Origin of the sequence: Iningainema tapete BLCC-T55 (genome assembly GCF_014698965.1) — a bacterium.
In the GTDB taxonomy this organism is placed as follows: Bacteria; Cyanobacteriota; Cyanobacteriia; order Cyanobacteriales; family Nostocaceae; genus Iningainema; species Iningainema tapete.
Genome location: NZ_JACXAE010000083.1, coordinates 40,454 through 58,825, shown reverse-complemented (window position 1 = coordinate 58,825; position 18,372 = coordinate 40,454). Strand labels below are relative to the sequence as shown.

General features: G+C 40.7%; 11 protein-coding genes. 9 read left to right on the top strand and 2 right to left on the bottom strand.

What is annotated here, in order from left to right; genetic code table 11:
• The first annotated feature begins 82 nt into the window (after nt 1–82).
• The 5 genes from ICL16_RS27020 (at nt 83) to ICL16_RS27000 (ending at nt 5,601) form a co-directional block, all read left to right on the top strand.
• Nucleotides 83–1,330, top strand: a complete 1,248-nt coding sequence (locus ICL16_RS27020) for a branched-chain amino acid ABC transporter substrate-binding protein (protein WP_190834244.1) — start codon at nt 83–85, stop codon at nt 1,328–1,330.
• Nucleotides 1,331–1,407: 77 nt separating this feature from the next.
• The gene (locus tag ICL16_RS27015) at nt 1,408–2,484 is read left to right on the top strand and encodes a branched-chain amino acid ABC transporter permease (RefSeq protein ID WP_190834242.1); all 1,077 of its coding nucleotides are present in this window, start codon (nt 1,408–1,410) and stop codon (nt 2,482–2,484) included.
• 3 nt (nt 2,485–2,487) lie between these two features.
• Complete coding sequence (locus ICL16_RS27010) at nt 2,488–3,948, top strand: branched-chain amino acid ABC transporter permease (RefSeq protein WP_337907130.1); 1,461 nt, start codon at nt 2,488–2,490, stop codon at nt 3,946–3,948.
• Complete coding sequence (locus tag ICL16_RS27005; protein ID WP_202895745.1) at nt 3,945–4,691, top strand: ABC transporter ATP-binding protein; 747 nt, start codon at nt 3,945–3,947, stop codon at nt 4,689–4,691. Before ICL16_RS27010 ends, ICL16_RS27005 begins: the two co-directional genes overlap by 4 nt.
• A 94-nt stretch (nt 4,692–4,785) precedes the next feature.
• On the top strand, nt 4,786–5,601 hold the full coding sequence (locus ICL16_RS27000; protein ID WP_238360975.1) for an N-acetylmuramoyl-L-alanine amidase: 816 nt from the start codon (nt 4,786–4,788) through the stop codon (nt 5,599–5,601).
• A 63-nt stretch (nt 5,602–5,664) separates the two neighbouring features.
• On the opposite strand, the gene ICL16_RS26995 is transcribed toward ICL16_RS27000, so the two are convergent.
• Nucleotides 5,665–6,738: a hybrid sensor histidine kinase/response regulator gene (locus ICL16_RS26995; RefSeq protein ID WP_190834238.1), complete on the bottom strand. Its 1,074-nt coding sequence runs from the start codon at nt 6,736–6,738 to the stop codon at nt 5,665–5,667.
• 12 nt (nt 6,739–6,750) lie between these two features.
• A complete protein-coding gene (locus tag ICL16_RS26990) occupies nt 6,751–11,892 on the bottom strand; it encodes a PAS domain S-box protein (RefSeq protein ID WP_190834236.1) in 5,142 nt (1,713 codons plus the stop codon).
• A gap of 664 nt (nt 11,893–12,556) precedes the next feature.
• Between ICL16_RS26990 and ICL16_RS26985 the strand changes: the two genes are divergently transcribed.
• The 4 genes from ICL16_RS26985 (at nt 12,557) to ICL16_RS26970 (ending at nt 18,359) form a co-directional block, all read left to right on the top strand.
• A complete protein-coding gene (locus tag ICL16_RS26985; RefSeq protein ID WP_202895744.1) occupies nt 12,557–12,853 on the top strand; it encodes a hypothetical protein in 297 nt (98 codons plus the stop codon).
• 176 nt (nt 12,854–13,029) lie between these two features.
• Nucleotides 13,030–16,353, top strand: coding sequence for a PAS domain S-box protein (locus ICL16_RS26980; RefSeq protein ID WP_190834233.1), 3,324 nt, complete (start codon nt 13,030–13,032; stop codon nt 16,351–16,353).
• Between the two features lie 168 nt (nt 16,354–16,521).
• Nucleotides 16,522–17,253 (top strand): response regulator transcription factor, encoded by a 732-nt coding sequence (locus ICL16_RS26975; protein ID WP_190834231.1) that lies wholly within the window; start codon nt 16,522–16,524, stop codon nt 17,251–17,253.
• Between the two features lie 14 nt (nt 17,254–17,267).
• Entirely contained in the window at nt 17,268–18,359 is a 1,092-nt protein-coding gene (locus ICL16_RS26970) for a hybrid sensor histidine kinase/response regulator (protein ID WP_190834228.1), read from the top strand.
• The last annotated feature ends 13 nt before the right edge of the window (nt 18,360–18,372 follow it).

The following is an 18,372-nucleotide window of genomic DNA, read 5'->3' as shown; positions in this document are numbered from 1 at the left end:
GTAACTTATGCGTTATAGGATATGTAACAACTTTTCTAGATTAGCGCATTAAATATGTAATTTAAATGTATCTGATATATATATGAATATAAATGTGACAGTATGTGGTTTGGTTGCGCTCGCCACCAGTTTGACTAGTGGGTGTCAACAGTTAAAAAGTAGTAATCTTGCTGTGGGCAATAGCTCAACAAATACCGTTAAAATTTTCTCCAGCCTGCCACTAACGGGTAGCTCAGCGGTACAGACTCAATCAATTGTCAACGGGATCAAACAAGCGATCGCTCAAGAGTCAACAGTCTGCAATCACAAACTCAAAATTGAATATGAAGTCAATGACAATGCCAGTGCTGCCAGTGGTGCATTAGATGACTCCGCTCAAGTTTCTGCCCATGCGAACAAAGCCGTCGCCGACTCCTCAGTTGTTGCATTTATTGGTCCCTATAGTTCTGGTGCTGCTAAATTAGTAGTCCCTGTCTTAAATCAAGCGAATTTGCTCATAGTTAGTCCTGCCAGCACATATCCCGGTTTAACTAAACAAGGCTTGGGTGAATCCAGAGAACCCTCTATCTATTATCCTACAGGAAAACGCAACTATGCTCGTGTTGTGCCCACAGATGATATCCAGGGAAAAGTTGCTGCTAACTGGGCAAAATCATTGGGAGTCAAAAAAGTTTACATTTTAGATGATCAATCACTCTATGGAAAAGGACTGGCAAACGTATTTGAAGCCACAGCCAAAGAGCTTGGGCTGCAAGTACTGGGGCGAGAGGGAATTGATTCCAGGGCAAGTAACTATAGGGCGTTAATGACAAAAATTCGCGCTACACAACCAGATTTAGTTTATTTTGGCGGTCCTACACAGAGTAACGCCAGCCAGGTGGTTAAAGATATGCGCGATGTGGGCATGACAAAAGAATTAGTTAAGTTTATGGGACCAGATGGTATTTTTGATAGAGCTTTTGTTGATGGAGCATCTACCGCCGCAGAAGGAGTTTATGCTACTTTTGGCGGTGTTTCCCCTCGTGAATTGACTGGTGTAGGAAAAACTTGGTATGAGAGTTATAAACAGAAGTTTAATCAAGAACCAGAAGCTTATGCTGCTTATGGTTATGAAGCAGCTATGGTAGTTTTGAATGGTGTTAATCAAGTTTGTAAAAATGACCGCGTTGCGATTAAAAATGCGGTTTTAGGGACGAAGAATTTTTCCGGGGTGCTGGGTAAATGGAGTTTTGATTCTAATGGTGATACTACTTTAACGAAAATGTCGGGTAATTTTGTTAAGAATGGCAGGTGGCAGTTTGTGAGTGTGCTGCAGGCAAATTATAAATGATTTTAATGAACCGCCCTTCGGGTTCATAAAAAAAGTAATCTTCATAACTCACTTAGGATTGCTATAGGAAAGAAGTTATGAAAAAATGGCGAAAAACTCTTGTATTTGTAATTGTTGTATATGTAACTTTGCTTTTAGGACCGATCGCAGGGTTTGATTTACCACGTATTTTAGTGGATATTGTTCGTAGTCCTGAGGTTTTGTTTCAACAGTTGTTAGTAGGTGTTGTGAATGGGGCAATAATTGCGATTATTGCTCTTGGTTATACTCTGGTTTATGGCATTCTTGGGCTGATTAATTTTGCTCATGGTGATTTGTATATGTTGGGTGCTTTTGCCGCTTTGACTGTTGTGAGTTTGTTTGGTGTGGAGAGTGATGCGCCTCTTGAAGTAAGTTTTTTACCAATGTTTGTGGCAGTTGTTGTATCGGCAATGTTTTGTGCTTTTCTCAATGTTGTTACTGAACGTTTCGCTTACCGTCCTTTGCGCAATTCTCCTCGTTTGGCACCTTTGATTTCGGCGATTGGGGTTTCGTTTATTTTTCAGAATGTTGGTTTGTTTTGGGGAGGGTTAAGAGCTTTTATTCCGGCGATGGGGGTGAATTTTGCTGCTCCAAAGAGTTTTCCTGATTTGTTGCCCCGAATTGATATTTTGAAGTCTCTGGGGATGCAGACTCCGATTGTTTTTACTACTAAGGATTTGATTGTGTTGGTAATTGCTGTGGTTTTAATGGTGGGGTTGCAGTTGTTTGTTCAGTATAGTCGTTTGGGCAAGGCGATGAGGGCAACTGCTCAAAATTTGGAGGCGGCAAAGATGGTGGGGATTAATGTAGATAGGATTGTGGCTTTGACTTTTTTGATTGGTGGAGGATTGGCGGGGGTGGCTGGACTTTTAGTAGGGCTGTACAACAATACGATTGTTTTCACTATGGGTTTCACTGCGGGGATACAAGCTTTCACGGCTGTGGTGCTTGGGGGAATTGGCAATATGACGGGAGCTATGTTTGGGGGAGTGTTGATTGGTGTGCTGTCGGCGTTGAGCGATCAGTATTTATCTAGCCGTTGGACTAATGCATGGGTTTTTGCTGTTTTGGTGATTGTCTTGGTTTTTAAACCTAGTGGATTGTTGGGAGAAAGTTTACAGGAAAAGGTGTAAATTGTGACAGGAATTATGGGGGCGATCGCTTCTCTCACTGTTTTGCTATTTGGCGGTTGGAGTGGTGTGGTGATTGGCTGGCTTTTCGGTACTGCTGCTGGTGCTATCTCTTGTCGGGGGAAGAATGTAACTATCAATGTTGGTATCCGTTTGGGGGCTTCATCTGGTTTTATTTTAGGGATGTGGCTTTTGGTTGCTAGTTGTGTTCAAGGGCTAATTGTTAGACCTATTTCCGGGCAGGTTGCGTTTGGTATTTTTGACGTACTATTATTAGGTGGTGCAGCTAGTGTTGTTGCTGTTTTAGCAAGTAGTTTGATGGGGGCATTGCAGGGGCTACCTGAAACTCGTCGGCATCATGCTGTTTGGATTACAGTTATTTTTATTCTGCTCGTTTTTCCTTTGGTTGATCAAGTTGCGCAAACGAATTGGATTGCGGCTGTTGTTCAAATCCAAATATTTATCATCTTGGCGCTAGGTTTGAATATTACGGTTGGCTATGCCGGGTTGTTGGATTTGGGGTATGCTGCTTTTTTTGCGATTGGGGCATACACTACTGGTTTGCTCTCGTCTCCTCAAGTTAATTTGGAATGGAATTTTTGGCTGGTTATTTGGATTGCTGTGGCGGTTTCGGCTGTGGCGGGGATCGTTTTAGGTTCTCCAACTTTACGGTTAAGAGGAGATTATTTGGCAATTGTCACTCTGGGATTTGGGGAGATTGTGCCAATAGTTTTTCGTAATTTGACATCCGTGAGGATTGATGAGCCGATCTCAAAAATATTATCTAGTGTTTTGGGTCGTCCGCAAATGGCGATATGTTTGTTGGGTTGTTCGCAACCAATTAATTTAACTGGAGGGGAAGCTGGTATTAATCCTATTGGTCGTCCAGTATTACCTATTATTGGTACTTTTGCACCTAGTAATTACTTGCCTTGGTACTATTTGGTTTTGGTGATGGTTGTAGGTTGTGTTTTGGTGAGCGATCACCTACGCAATTCTCGCATGGGCAGGGCGTGGGTGGCAATCAGAGAAGATGAGTTGGTGGCGAGTTGTATGGGGATCAATTTAGTTAGAACAAAGTTATTAGCCTTTGCAATGGGAGCGGCTTTCGCTGGATTTGCGGGAGCTTTTTACGCTGCTTATATTGGGGCAATTTTCCCCAGCGTTTTCGGTTTTTCTCTTTCTGTGATTGTTCTGTGTATGGTAGTGTTGGGGGGACTTGGCAATATGACTGGAGTTATTTTAGGTGGGATCGTTATTACTGCTGCCGATCAACTTTATCTACCACAGTTAGCCCAAGTATTGAAGAATATCCTCAATGTTTCTATTTTACCCTATGTCGCCAGTCCACAGTGGAAAGATTTTCTGGCAACCAGTCTCGATCCTACTCAAATGCGGCTATTTCTTTTTGGTATGACTTTGGTTTTGATTGTGCTTGTTCGTCCTCAGGGGATAGTAAATAGATGATACTGGAAGTTAAGAATATTCATGCTTACTACGGTAATATTCACGTCCTTAAAGATGTGTCTCTGTATGTAAATGAAGGTGAAATTGTTACCTTGATTGGTAGTAATGGTGCGGGTAAAACTACCACTTTGCGCACAATTGGGGGGTTGCTACGCCCTCGCCAAGGTAGTATTTTGTTTAGAGGAAAAGCCATAGAAAATTTGGGAACTGAGGCGATCGTTCGTTTGGGTATTGCTCAAAGTCCAGAGGGAAGATTGATATTTCCCCAGATGAGTGTGTTGGAAAACATTGAAATGGGCGCTTTCTCTCGGCGTGATTTGGGGATTAAAATAGATTTGGAGCGAGTTTTGTTGCTTTTTCCTCGTCTGAAAGAACGCTTGAATCAGAAAGGAGGTACTTTGAGTGGTGGAGAACAACAAATGCTGGCGATCGCTCGTGCTTTAATGTCACGTCCCCGCTTACTCTTACTAGATGAGCCTAGCATGGGACTGGCTCCAATGCTAGTCAGCCAAATTTTTGCCATCATTCAAGATATTAACGCTCAAGGAACCACGATTTTGCTAGTAGAGCAGAATGCCCGAAACGCTCTCAAAGTTGCCCATCGTGCTTATTTAATCCAAACTGGAGAAATTCTGCAAACTGTAACGGCTCAAGACTTGCACAAGAGCGAAACATTGCGTAAAGTTTATCTAGGTGACGGGCTTGACCCCTACCTAAATGTATCATATAATACTATTTTCTAGTCTTAGTTACTGAGCTAAGCTACTTATAATTAACAAAGTATACTAACACTTATTTATCCCAATGAGCATTAGGGTTAAAAAAATCTGGGTGCTAATGATTTTTCCGCTATTTTTTAGTCTTACCGTCGGGCTATTATTTGTGGGATCGCAGTTACAACAAAAAAAGGCAGTAAAACCCCATTTAGATACTAACGTTTGGAGTCAATATCCCAGCTATCAATTGGGATTGACGAAAACGAAAAAGCCACAGAGTAAAAAGCAAACTACTCCTACTTACTCACTCACAAATACTGATGCTTTTAGAAAATACAAGCCACCATACAAAATTGTTTGGGCGCATCCATCCAACTATGGAGAGCGCTTTACTAAAGACGTTTATGGTGTACCCGTGCGTAATTCGCCAATTATAGTGCTTCATGAAACAGATGCGCCTGTTTCGAGCGTACTGAATTTTTTTAAAAACGCCCACACAGATGAAAATATTCAAGCCAGTTACCACACATTAATTCAGCTAGACGGAACTGTTGTTTATTTAGTCCCACCAGAAAAACGAGCTTTTGGTGCAGCTAACTCAGTATTTCATGGTTCCAAAGGACCAGAAACAGTAAAAACTAATCCCAACCTTCCTCCATCTGTGAATAACTTTGCTTATCACGTTTCTTTAGAATCCCCACCATCTGGTTATATGAATGGTAAGCCTACTCACGAAGGCTACTCTGAAGTGCAATACCGTTCTCTTGCTTGGCTAGTTGCTCAAAGTAACGTCCCAGATAATCGTATCACCACTCACCGAGCAGTAGATCGTTCAGGTCAAAAAATTGATCCCAGAAGTTTTGATTTTAAAAAGTTTTTCAATTTACTTCATTCCTTTCGGAAATTAAGTATAAGTAGTTCAAAAACAGTGGAATAATTAACAGAATTTTTTGCCTCACGCAAAGTCGCTAAGACGCTAAGAAGAACGCGAAAAATGTTCTTATCCGACAAATACCGTAAAGATACTGCCATTTGGATGATTATCTTCGATGGTAATGGTACCGCAATGTGCCTCGATCACCATTTTGCATAAAGCTAATCCTAAACCAATTTGCAAAACTTCTGGTATCCGAGTTGCAACTTCATATTTCTCGAAAATGATTTTTCGTAAGTCTTCAGGGACTCCCTGTCCTGCATCGGCGACTTGCACTTTAGCACCTCCTGCTGCCAAATACTCTCCCCGCAGGATAACTTGAGAGTTTGACGGTGAGAACTTAATAGCATTGGAGAGCAAATTATCTAGCACTCGACGAAAGAGCACTGCATCTACTTCAACCATGCCACCAAGTTCGGGTAATTCACCTATCAGGGTGACGTTCTTCTGGGCAGCTATCGCCTCAAAATCTGCCAATACTGACATACAGAGCGTACAAAGGTCTAGTTTTGTGTAGTTGAGAACGATTTTGCCTGATTCCAGCTTTGCCATGATCAGCAAGCTATCAATCAACGATTGTAGTTGTTGTCCCGCAAGTAAAATTTGATCGACTTTTTCTTGCTGCTGTTGAGATGACAAGCCTGGAAACTGAAGAATCTTCGCCCCTAAGACAATGCTGGTAAGTGGATTTCGCAGATCGTGCACAATCATATTTACCATGTCTTCTCGTAGTTTGAGCAGTACTTGCATACTGTCGTACTGCTGTTTAATCCGCAACATGGAATGAACTCTGGCTCGTAATTCCACACCGTTGACGGGTTTACTAATGAAGTCATCTGCACCTGCCGCTAAACATTGAGCTAGATCTTCTTTAGCGGTTAATGCTGTCACCATGATGATCGGAACCGCTTGCCATTTTGGATCAGCTTTAATGCGTTGGCATACTTCCATCCCATCTAGATCGGGCATCATTACATCAAGCAAAATCAGATCGGGCTGAAAACTATTGAGGCGATTTAGAGCTTGTTGACCACTAGGAGCATAGTATAGCTGGTAGTTTTCACCATCTAGCAATGTTTCAACAACATCGAAGTTATTCGGTTCATCATCGATCACTAAAATAGAGGGTTGATTATCCATTGAGAATTTCCGCTACCTTCCTAAAAGTTGTTGAATTTTGGCTACAAGCTGTTTAAGTTTTACAGGTTTGGTGAGATATTCGTTGGCTCCGGCTGCTAAACAAGTTTCGCGATCGCCCGGCATGGCTAGCGCCGTTAATGCAATAATCGGCACATACAAAAATTGCTGCTCGTCACGGATGCGCCGCATCGCTTCCAACCCATCCATTCCCGGCATTTGAATGTCCATCACAATTAAGTCGGGACGTTTGGCTTGAGCAAGGTCAATGGCTTGTTGTCCATTGTTTGCCAAAATCAGATCATATCCTCTGCTTTCAAGATAACCGGACATGGTATCAATATTAGCTTGATTATCTTCTACCAGCAAAATCAAAGACTTATCCACCGCTTCAGGCACTACAATTTGATTCGGCGAGTCAGAACGGTTAGAATGTTGCAGTTTCTCTATAGTTGTCTGAAGTTGAGCGCGGGTAATGGGTTTAACCAAATATTCAGATGCTCCTTGAGTCAGTCCTTTGCTACACTCATCCACGACTGAAATGATGATAGCTGGAATATTTTTGGTTTGTGGGTTAGTCTTGAGTTGATGCAGCACTTCCCATCCCGACAGGTTCGGCAGTTGCAAATCCAAAATGATCAGAGCAGGCCTAACTCGCAGTACTTCTTCTATGGCTCCTTCACCCTGGGGATAGATAATGGGTTGCATTCCCATGGAGTGGAGGTAACGAGTTATTTGGTCAGCCGCCGCAACAGAATCTTCGATAATTAAAACTTGAGCATTCTCCGCTGGTAAGCGATAGCCAGCTAATGAAGTCGTTACCTCTTTTGTTGGCACATTATCGCTGACACGGTAGGGAATGCGGACAGTGAAACAACTGCCTTGTCCGATTTCACTGCTAACTGAAACTGTTCCTCCATGCAGAGTAACAATTCGCTGTACCAGGGCTAAACCTAGACCAGTGCCATTGTACTGGCGGTTAAGGCTGCTGTCAAGCTGTATGAAGGGCTGAAACAGCTTACCGATTTCTTCAGGGGCGATACCGATGCCAGTATCGGTGATATGGAAGCAGAGGTTTTCCCCTGCTTCTTCCAGCCGGACTTCTAGTGTGACAGAGCCTGCTTCTGGTGTAAACTTGACAGCGTTGCTCAGTAAGTTGATCAGCACCTGACGTAGGCGGCGATCATCTGCTTGGATGCTGCCAATACTTTCAAAAATATGAGTATTGAGGCGAATGTTCTTTTTTAACGCCATTTGTTTGATGAAGGCAAGGCTGGTTTCACAGAGGCTCCTGACAGAAACATCAGTTAGTTGTAGTTCCAGTTTGCCAGATTCAATTTTGGACAAGTCCAGGATGTCATTGATTAGTTCTAGTAAATGCCTGCCGCTGCGCTCAATGGTGGCGATCGCTTTTGCTTGTCTTTCATTGATGGAGCCGAACACGCTTTCCTGTAAGCCCTCTGACATACCCAAAATGGCATTGAGAGGTGTTCGCAGTTCATGGCTCATGTTTGCTAGAAATTCGTCTTTGAGGCGAGTGGCGCGGGCAAGTTCCATGTTGGCGTTAGCAAGTTGCTCATTTGTCTTTTGCAGTTGTACTTCGGCTTGTTTGCGTTCTGTGATATCTTCGTGAGATACTAGTATGCCAATCACCTCACCTGCGCTATTAGTCAGGGGAACTTTATTAATTCGCAGCCATTTTTCGCCATTAGGCCCTTGCAATGGCTGCTCATAGCCTAGTTTAGGTGTTCGGGTGTTCATCACCATAGCATCGTCTGCACAGTAGATGTGTGCCAACTTTGCCCAAGGTAATTCAAAATCGGTCTTGCCAATAATCTCATGGGCTGTCAGTTGACAATCGCGGATAAATGCTGGATTGCAGCCGAGAAAGCGCGATTGGCGGTCTTTCCAGAAAACACGTTGGGGAAATGTATCCAGTACCGTTTGCAGCATTTTGCGTGATTCTTCCAGTTCTTGCGCGGTTTGTTTGCGTTCGCGGATATCAAACAGAGTAGCGCGGTTGTATAGATAGTTACCATCTCCATCCTTGACGGCGGTGGCGCTGATCAGCACTGGCAAAACTGTGCCATCTTTACAAATCATGTCATACTCCAAATCTTTTACCCAGTTCTGTTCTTTGAAGCGAGGATAGTTCTGCGCGAAGGCTAAACGACTATCTTGGGTGAAAAAATTCGTCAGGGGTTGGCCAATCATTTCCTCACGGGTATAACCCAACAATTGCAGTTCAGTCTCGTTGACCTTGATTAATCGGCCTTCGCTGTCGAGGGAATGGTAGCCACAGGGAGCATTATTGTAAAGATCTTCAACCTCATGGGCATATTTCGCCAGTGCCTCTTCAGCCTGTTTACGCTCCGTGATATCACTTAGCCGTACTAGATTCATGGTATTTCCAGCTATAGTAATGGGCTTGGCTGCAATGTTGCCCCAGAAAATCTTGCCCTGAAGAGTAACATATTCAATCTCTCGACTCCATACTCCTTTCGACTGCATTTCTGCCACGATACTAGCCATCTCATCAGGAGAAAATTGATGGCGCTGGAGTTTATGTCCTTCAATGAAAATTAGTTCAGTTTTGTCAGTAGCCTCAAATAGTTCTACCGCCCGCCGATTGCAATCCAGGGTGAGCAGCGTTTGCGGATCAACCAGAAAGATAGCATCAGCAGATTCGTTAAAAATTGCTTCTCGCAAATCCTTGTTGCGGATGAGTTCCTGTTCAGCAAGTTTGTGATCGCTGATGTCATAGTTAATCCCAATTATACGTATAGGTTCACCCTGCTGGTTACGCTTGAGAATACCATAGCCTTTGAGGAAACGAATTTTTCCACTCGGCTCAACGATGCGGAATTCTAGATTATATTCTTGTTTGCCTTGCAGAACTTGCTCGATAGTTGCTAACATATAATCGCGATCCTCCGGATGCAGACAGTTTAACCAGGCATCATAAGTGCCGGAAAAATCACCAGGGCTAAACCCATATAGTTCGTGCATCCGGTCATCCCAAATTTGTCTTGCTTGGGCAAAATCATATTCCCAGATACCGAATCTTCCTGATTGAAGCGCTAGGGTCAGTCTTTCCGAGAGGCGATGAAGTTGTTCTTCTGCCTGTTTGCGATTAGTGATATCCGTTAGTGTACCGATATAGCCGATAATACCCCCATTAGCATTAGTTTCGGGTGACACATAGCAGTGAAACCAATTAATACTGCCATCAGGGCGCAGATGCCTACCCTCGTTGTAAAAAAGTCCTGTTGGCTCTAATTGCGCGTTAAACCATTCCCTGAGGATGCGATCACGGTCTTCTGAGTGTACTGCTTCTGCCCACCCCATCCCCAATGCTGCCTGTATTGGTCTACCAGTCATCTCACTCCAGCGATCGTTAACGTAAATACAGTTACCAGCATTGTCAAGCCGAAAAATAGCCACAGGAGCCGCTTTTGTCAATGTTGCATAACGGAGTTCGCTGTCTCGAAGGGCTGTCTCCATTTGTTTTTGCTGGGTAATATCTTTGGCAATACCCAAAAATCCGATATTCTCTCCTTTGAGATCGTGTAGGATTTTCACCGACAGAAATACAGGGAAGCGGGAGCCATCTTTACTAATGTAAGTCCATTCGTTTTCATAGCTGCTTCCGTCTTGAGTTACCGTCATAAAAAATTCCTTACCGGGTGCAATTTCTCTACCCAATTCCAACGATAGTTCTGCAGCCCGTTGTTTGAGTTCCTCCGGGTCATGAAATATACTTGGACTTACTTGCCGAACAACCTCATCTGCTGTGTAGCCCAAAATTTTCTGAGCAGCCGCGTTGAAGGTTTGAATGCCCTCTGAGTTATTGGAAATAATGGCATAATCGATGCTATCTAAAATTGCTTGTTGCAAACTAGTGATGGCTAATAACTGAGCTTCTACTTGTTTGCGTTGTGTAATGTCAATGTGGCAACCAATCATGCGAAGGGGATTGCCGTCTTGATCCCACGCAATGACACGACCGCAACAAATGACCCAAACGGTAGAACCATCCTTATGTCGATATCTCACCTCGTTGTAATAAGGGATTTTTCCACGACTTTGGACATGTTGCTCAAAAAGTTCTAGAACGCCCGGTAAATCCTCTGGAAAAATCAGGTGTTGCCAGCTCTGTGGTGTATTGGGCAACTCATGATCTTCATAGCCGAACATCTGCTTGAAGGTTATGCTCAAGTACTCCTGATTGCCCGGAATATCCCAGTCCCAGTAACCTGCTAGGCTTACTTCGAGAATCTGCTCCAGAAGATCTAATTCAATTCGCAGCATCTCTGCCCGCCGCCGCTCCTCCTCTGAGAGCTTGCGTTCGGTGATGTCCATTAGCACACCCAGCATCTGCAGTAGTTGTCCGGTTTCATCGTAAAGTCCCCGTCCTTTTGCTGATACCCAGTGAATGCTGCCATCTTGCCAAACAATTCGGTATTCCACAGCATAATCGGTTTGTGTGGCGATCGCCTGCCTCAGTTCCTGCTCAACCCATGAACGATCCTCTGGATGTACTTGATTAAGCCACTGCTCATAAGTTATGTTTGTACTACTCGCCTCAGAACAAAGACAGTGAATTGCATTCTCACTGGCAAATATTTGATTGGTGATTGGGTTCCACTCCCAATAGCCAATATTAGCAAAATTCAGGATGAGCTTGAGTTTCTCTTCGCTGGCTCTAAGGGCTGCTTCTGTCCGTTGGCGTTCTGCCAGTTCTGCCTGTGCTTGCTCATAGACAATCCGTTCAACGGCATGATGAATTGCGCCTTGAAGAACTTCAGCCGTGAGTTTATCTTTAACCAAATAATCCCGAATACCGCTTTTCATCGCAGCAAGAGCGATAAATTCATCGCCTTGTCCTGTCAGCATAATGAAAGCAGTTTGGGTATGGCTACGGCATTCTCGGAATTTTTGAATAAACTCCAGCCCATTCCCATCCGGCAACAAAAAATCCAGCAAAATCACATCTGGTATCTCCTGCTCACACCATGTCATTGCCTGTGCTGAGGTTTCAAACTCCAAAATGCGATAGGTATACAGGTTGTCCTGCTGCAAGAAGTGACACAATTCCACCCGATCTTCGGCGCAATCATCAATCAGCAGAATTGTGAGGGAGGAGCTATGACTCATAAGTTAAAAATACAAATGCGCGTTTCAAAATAATTTATTAAAAAAAGGTAGAGGCAGACGAAAGTTCTTACATACCTTTATACTTCACAAATCAAGGTTTTGCTATCTAATTTTTACTATTTATAGTATAAACAAATACAAGATTGACTGTCGAGTAACTGTGCTTTACTATTGCGTGCTATGCACAAATGAGATTCGCAATCATACTTAAAAGCCTCTCAAAACTTTCAGTAGATTTACTGCTAGCAGAATTCATCCACTAAAAGCGACAAGAGCAGCATCAAAAACTCTATTTTGGAGCGGTTGCCGCGATTTTTATGATCGAACAGACTCTAATAAGGTTTTGCATCATCGATTTCATTGGTTTGTTTTCGACCATTGTCCTATCTATCTCCGAGAGCCTTACGGATGCTCCAAAGCAATAACTCAGTATTTCTTCCCAAATTTCAAATAGCAATATAAGTATATCCTCTTAAAATAATCAGTTATAAAATTCCTGTTTTTCCTCGATTGTTTATTTATTTAAAAGTTGAATAATAAATATAGCGCTAACAACAATAACTCCTAAATATCTGATGAAATTCCAGGAAATATTTGTTTTTAGCAAATTCAACGTCTTTAATATCTTTAAGTTACATGACAATTATTACAGGAGTAGTAACCAATGTCATTAGCAGTTACAGAGCGTCAATTCAAGCAGCAACTATACTATAAAAAAGCTGTAAATACCAGATGGAATCCTGTAAATTTTGTGTTTTTACTAGGGGCTTTAATTATTCTAGGACCTTCTAGCTTTGTTACCATCTCTTATGTACTGTCTTCAGTTAGTACTATAGTTTCATCTTCCACTGACCATCCTACATCAATTCCCTGGATTAACAATAAGTCGGACTGTAAACACACTGGAAGAACTTGGCGTGATGATAAGTGTTGGGATTATGAACACAATTCTATGTTTTAAAGCTTAGTCACACTGATAAAATAGCAATTTACATCAAACCTTGGAAAATTATTCAATATTTAATAAAAAACTCGATTTGATTACTTCAGAGAAATCACTGAGTTTTTTTAATAGCTTCTAAGTTAAAATATTGTTGACAATTTTAAAGATAGTTTTATTCCAAGCATCTACATATAATGTTCACTAACTCTCTGCTCCCTGAAAATTTACAACTAACTATCATTCGTCACCCGCTCATTGTTAACTCTGAGATTCTGCTTCCAGATGTGGTTGCACTAATAAATCAAGCGCCTGGTAATTTTGTTGGTGTGCCAATCAAAGATACCAATTATTTGAAAAACTCAAGTAAAGACATAGATAGCAACACATCTCAAGCTGCCAGTTGTGTTTTAGTTATGGAAAACTCGCAGTTAGTGGGGATAATTACGCAGGGAGATTTAATAAAGCTGGCAGCACAAGGAAAGAATCTAGAGGATCTCAGTGTTGCTGAAGTAATGACAAGGGAATTAATAACACTGAAGTTAAGAGATTTTAAAGATATTTTTACTGCGTTAAATTTGCTGAGGCAACATCAGATTTGTCATCTGCCTATTGTAGGGGATCAAGGAGAATTAATTGGATTGGTTACTCCTACGAGTCTGCTGGCAGTTTCTATTCAACAAGCCAGACTCTACAATTATGCACGAGTTAAACTTGCAGAACGCCAGAGAATCGAGGCAGAACTACGATTGGAGCGTAATTTTGTTTCTGCAGTTTTGAATTTAGCAGACGCTCTAGTTGTTGTACTAGATTTTCAGGGGAGAATTATTCGTTTTAATCATACTTGTGAACAAGCTACGGGTTACGCATTTGATGAAGTTAAAGGAAGATTTGTCTGGGATGTAATGCTGTCACCTGAAACAACAGAATGTATCAAAGCTATTTTTAAAAATTTAGCAGAGACAGAAATTCCTCAACGTTACGAAACTTGTTTAGTTACTAAGGATAGCGATCGCCGCTTAATTTCTTGGTCAACTAAGGTTTTACTTAATCAAGATAATCAAGTTGATTATATCGTCTGTACAGGCATTGACATCACTGAGAGCCGAAAAGCACAAGAGGAACTCAAGCAGACTCGCAACTTTTTACAGTCGATGATTAATAATCTGCCTGTGGCGGTGTTTGTTAAAGATGCCAAACCAGACAATTTTGGAACATTCAAGCTCTGGAATCATACTTGCGAACATATTTTTGGGATCACAGCAGAGCAGGCTATTGGCAAAACAGATTACGAATTCTTCCCGAAAGAACAAGCAGACTTTATCCGCCAAAAAGACCAAGAAACTGTTGATAGTGGTGTACCTCAAGATATTTCTGAGGAACCTATTGATAGCCCAACTTTTGACAGAAGAATTTTGCATACGACTAAAATTCCTTTGTATGACAAAGACAAACAACCCGAATACCTATTGTATATTTCCGAGGACATTACAGAATACAAACGAGCAGAAAAAAATCTGCAACAAGCAAAAGAGCAATTACAAACAGTTTTAGATGCAGTACCTGGGTTTGTTTCTTGGGTAAATTCTGATGGATATTATTTAGGGGTTAATCGCCATTTAGCTGAAAGTTTTAACTTGACTACCGATGCTTTTGTTGGTCAAGAATTGGGCTTTATGAAAAACAGCCAGCAATTTACAGAATTTATGCGTGAATTTTTAGCTAGGCCAGATGTAGCAGATTCTAGCGTTATTGATGCCCAAATTAATGGCAAAACACGCAATTACTTGCTTGTAGCTCAAAAATATCAACAAAACACAGCTGCTGTTGCAGTAGGAATTGATATTACAAAACGCAAGCAAGCTGAAATAGCCTTACAAAGTTTGATAGAAAGTACAGCTTCTACGACTGGACGTGACTTTTTCCCAGCATTAGTTGAGCATATTTCTTCTACTTTAGATGTTCGTCACACTTTGGTAAGTGAGTTAATTGATGGGCAAGTTCACACTTTAGGATTTTGGTCTGATGGGCAGTTACAACCCAATATTTGCTATGACCCGAAATCAACGCCTTGTGAAATTTTGCTCAAGCAAGGATTTTACTACTGTGCTTCAGGAATTCAGTCACTTTTCCCTAATGCTGAAAGATGGGTTGCGATGCAAGCCGAAAGTTCTATGGGAGTTATTTTGAGTGATGATCTTGGTCAACCGATTGGCTTACTATGCATAGTAGATGAAAAGCCCATACCTGATCATGATAGATTTGAAGGAATTCTCAAAGTATTTGCAGCTAGAGCATCTGCTGAACTGCAACGGCAACGAGCGCAAGAAGCTCTACAAAAACTCAATCAAGATTTAGAAGTCAGGGTTAAGCAACGGACTTTAGACTTACAAAAAAGTGAGGCAGAACTTAGAGCTATTTTTCATCAAGCAGCTGTAGGAATTAAACTAGAAACTTTAGATGGCAATTTTATTAAAGGGAATCAAAAGTTGTGTGAAATTTTAGGCTATAGCCAAGAAGAAATACTGAATAAAAATTTTAGAAATATCACTTATCCAGAGGATATACAAGTCTATCTAAATAAGTTGCAAGAATTAATAGCAGGAGGGGTAGAAATATTCTCCATAGAGAAGCGCTATTTACATAAAAATGGTAATGTAATTTGGGTAAATCTAACGGTTTCTCTAATTCGAGATCCGGTTGGCAAACCCATTTATGTGATCGGGGTAGTTAAAGATATACGCGATCGCAAACAGGCTGAAGAAGATATTCGTAAAGCTTTAGAAAAAGAAAAAGAACTCAGTGAGTTGAAATCTCGTTTCATTTCTATGACTTCCCACGAGTTCCGAACTCCCTTGGCTGTGATTACTTCCTCTGCTGGAATCTTAAAAAGTTTTAGCCATAAACTAGATGAACAACAAAAGCAGAAACATCTCCAGTGCATTCAGACCTACGTTCAGCACACTACTCAACTGTTAGATGACATTTTGCTCATAAATAAGGCTGAAGCTGGAAAATTAGCATTTGAACCAACTTGTATTAATTTGGTTGATTTCTGTCGCTCTTTGGTAGAGGAAATTCAGCTCAGTTCTCCCAACCATTCCCTAGCCTTCTTTCCCCAGTACTTAGGTACATCAACAGACGCTCGCTTTACGCCTTGTATGGATAAGAAACTTTTGCGACAAATACTGAGCAATTTGCTTTCAAACGCTGTCAAATACTCACCAGAAGGCAGTAATGTTCAAATTGATTTATTAGTTCAAGATAAAAGTGCAGTTTTTCTAATTAAAGATGAAGGCATTGGTATTTTACCACAGGAACAGCAGAACTTATTTGAACCATTTTATCGAGGTAGTAATGTTGGTAATAAGCCGGGAACTGGATTAGGCTTGGCAATAGTCAACAAGTGTATAGACCTTCATAGAGGAAGAATTACTGTCGCTAGCCAGGTCAGAGTAGGTACGACATTTAGGGTGGAACTGCCACTAATTACAAGCAATGTCCTCAATGAAACTATCTAATGTGTTATTAGTAAATAATTTTAGGGAATAATAAACTATGGGATATTATTTGGAATCTAATGTAGTTTACCAAATCTTCAAGCTGGAGAATCTGTTCTAGCAATTGCATCTACTGCGTCTATAGACATTACAAAACTGCCTAGTTAAAATCACTATTTAAAGAAGCCAATGAAAAAAATATTAGTAATTGAAGATGAAGTCCAAATTTGTGCAAATATTCAACAAATTTTAAGTTTGTCGGGTTTTAATGCTATGACTGCAAATAATGGTTTAGAAGGATTACGACTTGCTAAAACAGAAAAACCAGACCTTATATGTTGTGACGTTATGATGCCTGAACTTGACGGTTACGATGTACTGACAGCTTTACGCCAAGACTCGGTGACTGAATCTATCCCAGTAATTTTTCTAACTGCAAAAGTAGACCGTGGTGACTTACGCCAAGGTATGGAGTTAGGAGCCGATGATTACCTCACAAAACCTTTCTCTCCGGAAGAACTTCTCAAGGCAATTAAGGTTAGATTGGCTCGGATAGAAAAACCAACTTTAATTAAACAACAATATGAAGAGGAACATCAACAAAACGCCAAGCTAAAGCAGCAGATACAGGCAAATTCACAAAAACTGCAAGAGAGCCAATACCTAGCACAAATGTGCAACGAGGTTTTACAAAAACTTTTACAAGACTTAGGCAATCCGCTTTCAAATATCAATATGTCAATCTATATGCTAAAAAAAGCTCAATCAGATGTTGAGCGCGATCGCTACTTGAGTATCCTACAACAAGAGTATGCTAGAGAAATAGTGCTTTTGAATGAAATGAAGAATTTACAAACATTACTAACTCCAGAAAATGTCAAAATTATGCAAAAATTAAATTTGCTGAATCATAATCAATAGTATATTTTGCTAAAATGAACACAATTTTAATCATAGAAGACGAACCTCAAGTTAGGGAAAATATTCAGGAAATTTTGCAACTTTCTGATTTTAATACTTTGATAGCCCCAAACGGTCAAATTGGATTAGAAATTGCCAAAACCAAATTACCTGATTTAATTATCTGCGACATCATGATGCCAGAGTTAGATGGCTTCAGCGTACTGTCTGCTTTACGTCAAAACGAAGCAACTATTAATATACCTTTAATATTTGTCACTGCTAAAGCAGAGCGTTCAGATTTTCGTCAGGGGATGGATTTTGGGGCTGATGATTATTTGACTAAACCATTTACTCCTGAAGAACTACTCAACGCGATCACTTCTCGTCTTGAGAAACACGCTTTGCTGGAGCGCCAAGCTCAAGCCAAACTAGATGAACTCAGAATGAATATTGCTCACTCATTACCTCACGAATTGAATACTCCTTTAAATGGTATTCTTGGTATGTCAAAGTTGTTAATAGAAAATTTTGAGTTCATGCCTGACTCTGAAGAAGTCGAAATTGCAGAATTAATTTACACATCTGCCAATCGCTTGAATGCATTAATTCAAAGATTTTTATTATATATTAATCTGGAATTAATAGCCAAAGATCCTGAAAAAATCAGTCAAATTCAAGAAAAAAGAGATAAATGTCTTGCTGAGAAAATTATTAGTGAAGTAGCTATCAAACAAGCTACAAAACACTGTAGACAAAAAGATTTAAAGCTAGATATCCAAGAATCAACAGTACAATTACCAGAAGAAAAATTTAGTCTTATTATAAAAGAACTACTTGATAATTCTTTTAAATTTTCTTTAGCAAACAGCGAAATTAAAGTTATGAGTAAGGTAGAAGGTAGTAAATTTAATTTATATGTAATTGATAATGGTAAAGGTATGACAACTGAAGAAATTAATAAAATTGGAGCTTTTGTACAATTTAATCGAAAGTTATGGGAACAACAAGGCTTTGGTTTAGGGCTGGCTATTGTTCAGCATATAGTAAAATTATATGGTGGTGAATTTACAATCGATAGCATTCCTGAAAAAGGAACTATTGTAAGTGTTCATTTGCCTTGTTAGACTATGCTTGCAA

Coding starts and splice junctions, on each gene's coding strand:
- ICL16_RS26990 (WP_190834236.1), bottom strand. CDS start 11,892: ATGAGTCATAGCTCCTCCCTCACAATTCTGCTGATTGATGATTGCGCC.
- ICL16_RS26995 (WP_190834238.1), bottom strand. CDS start 6,738: ATGGATAATCAACCCTCTATTTTAGTGATCGATGATGAACCGAATAAC.
- ICL16_RS26980 (WP_190834233.1), top strand. CDS start 13,030: ATGTTCACTAACTCTCTGCTCCCTGAAAATTTACAACTAACTATCATT.
- ICL16_RS26975 (WP_190834231.1), top strand. CDS start 16,522: ATGAAAAAAATATTAGTAATTGAAGATGAAGTCCAAATTTGTGCAAAT.
- ICL16_RS26985 (WP_202895744.1), top strand. CDS start 12,557: ATGTCATTAGCAGTTACAGAGCGTCAATTCAAGCAGCAACTATACTAT.
- ICL16_RS27005 (WP_202895745.1), top strand. CDS start 3,945: ATGATACTGGAAGTTAAGAATATTCATGCTTACTACGGTAATATTCAC.
- ICL16_RS26970 (WP_190834228.1), top strand. CDS start 17,268: ATGAACACAATTTTAATCATAGAAGACGAACCTCAAGTTAGGGAAAAT.
- ICL16_RS27015 (WP_190834242.1), top strand. CDS start 1,408: ATGAAAAAATGGCGAAAAACTCTTGTATTTGTAATTGTTGTATATGTA.
- ICL16_RS27020 (WP_190834244.1), top strand. CDS start 83: ATGAATATAAATGTGACAGTATGTGGTTTGGTTGCGCTCGCCACCAGT.
- ICL16_RS27000 (WP_238360975.1), top strand. CDS start 4,786: ATGATTTTTCCGCTATTTTTTAGTCTTACCGTCGGGCTATTATTTGTG.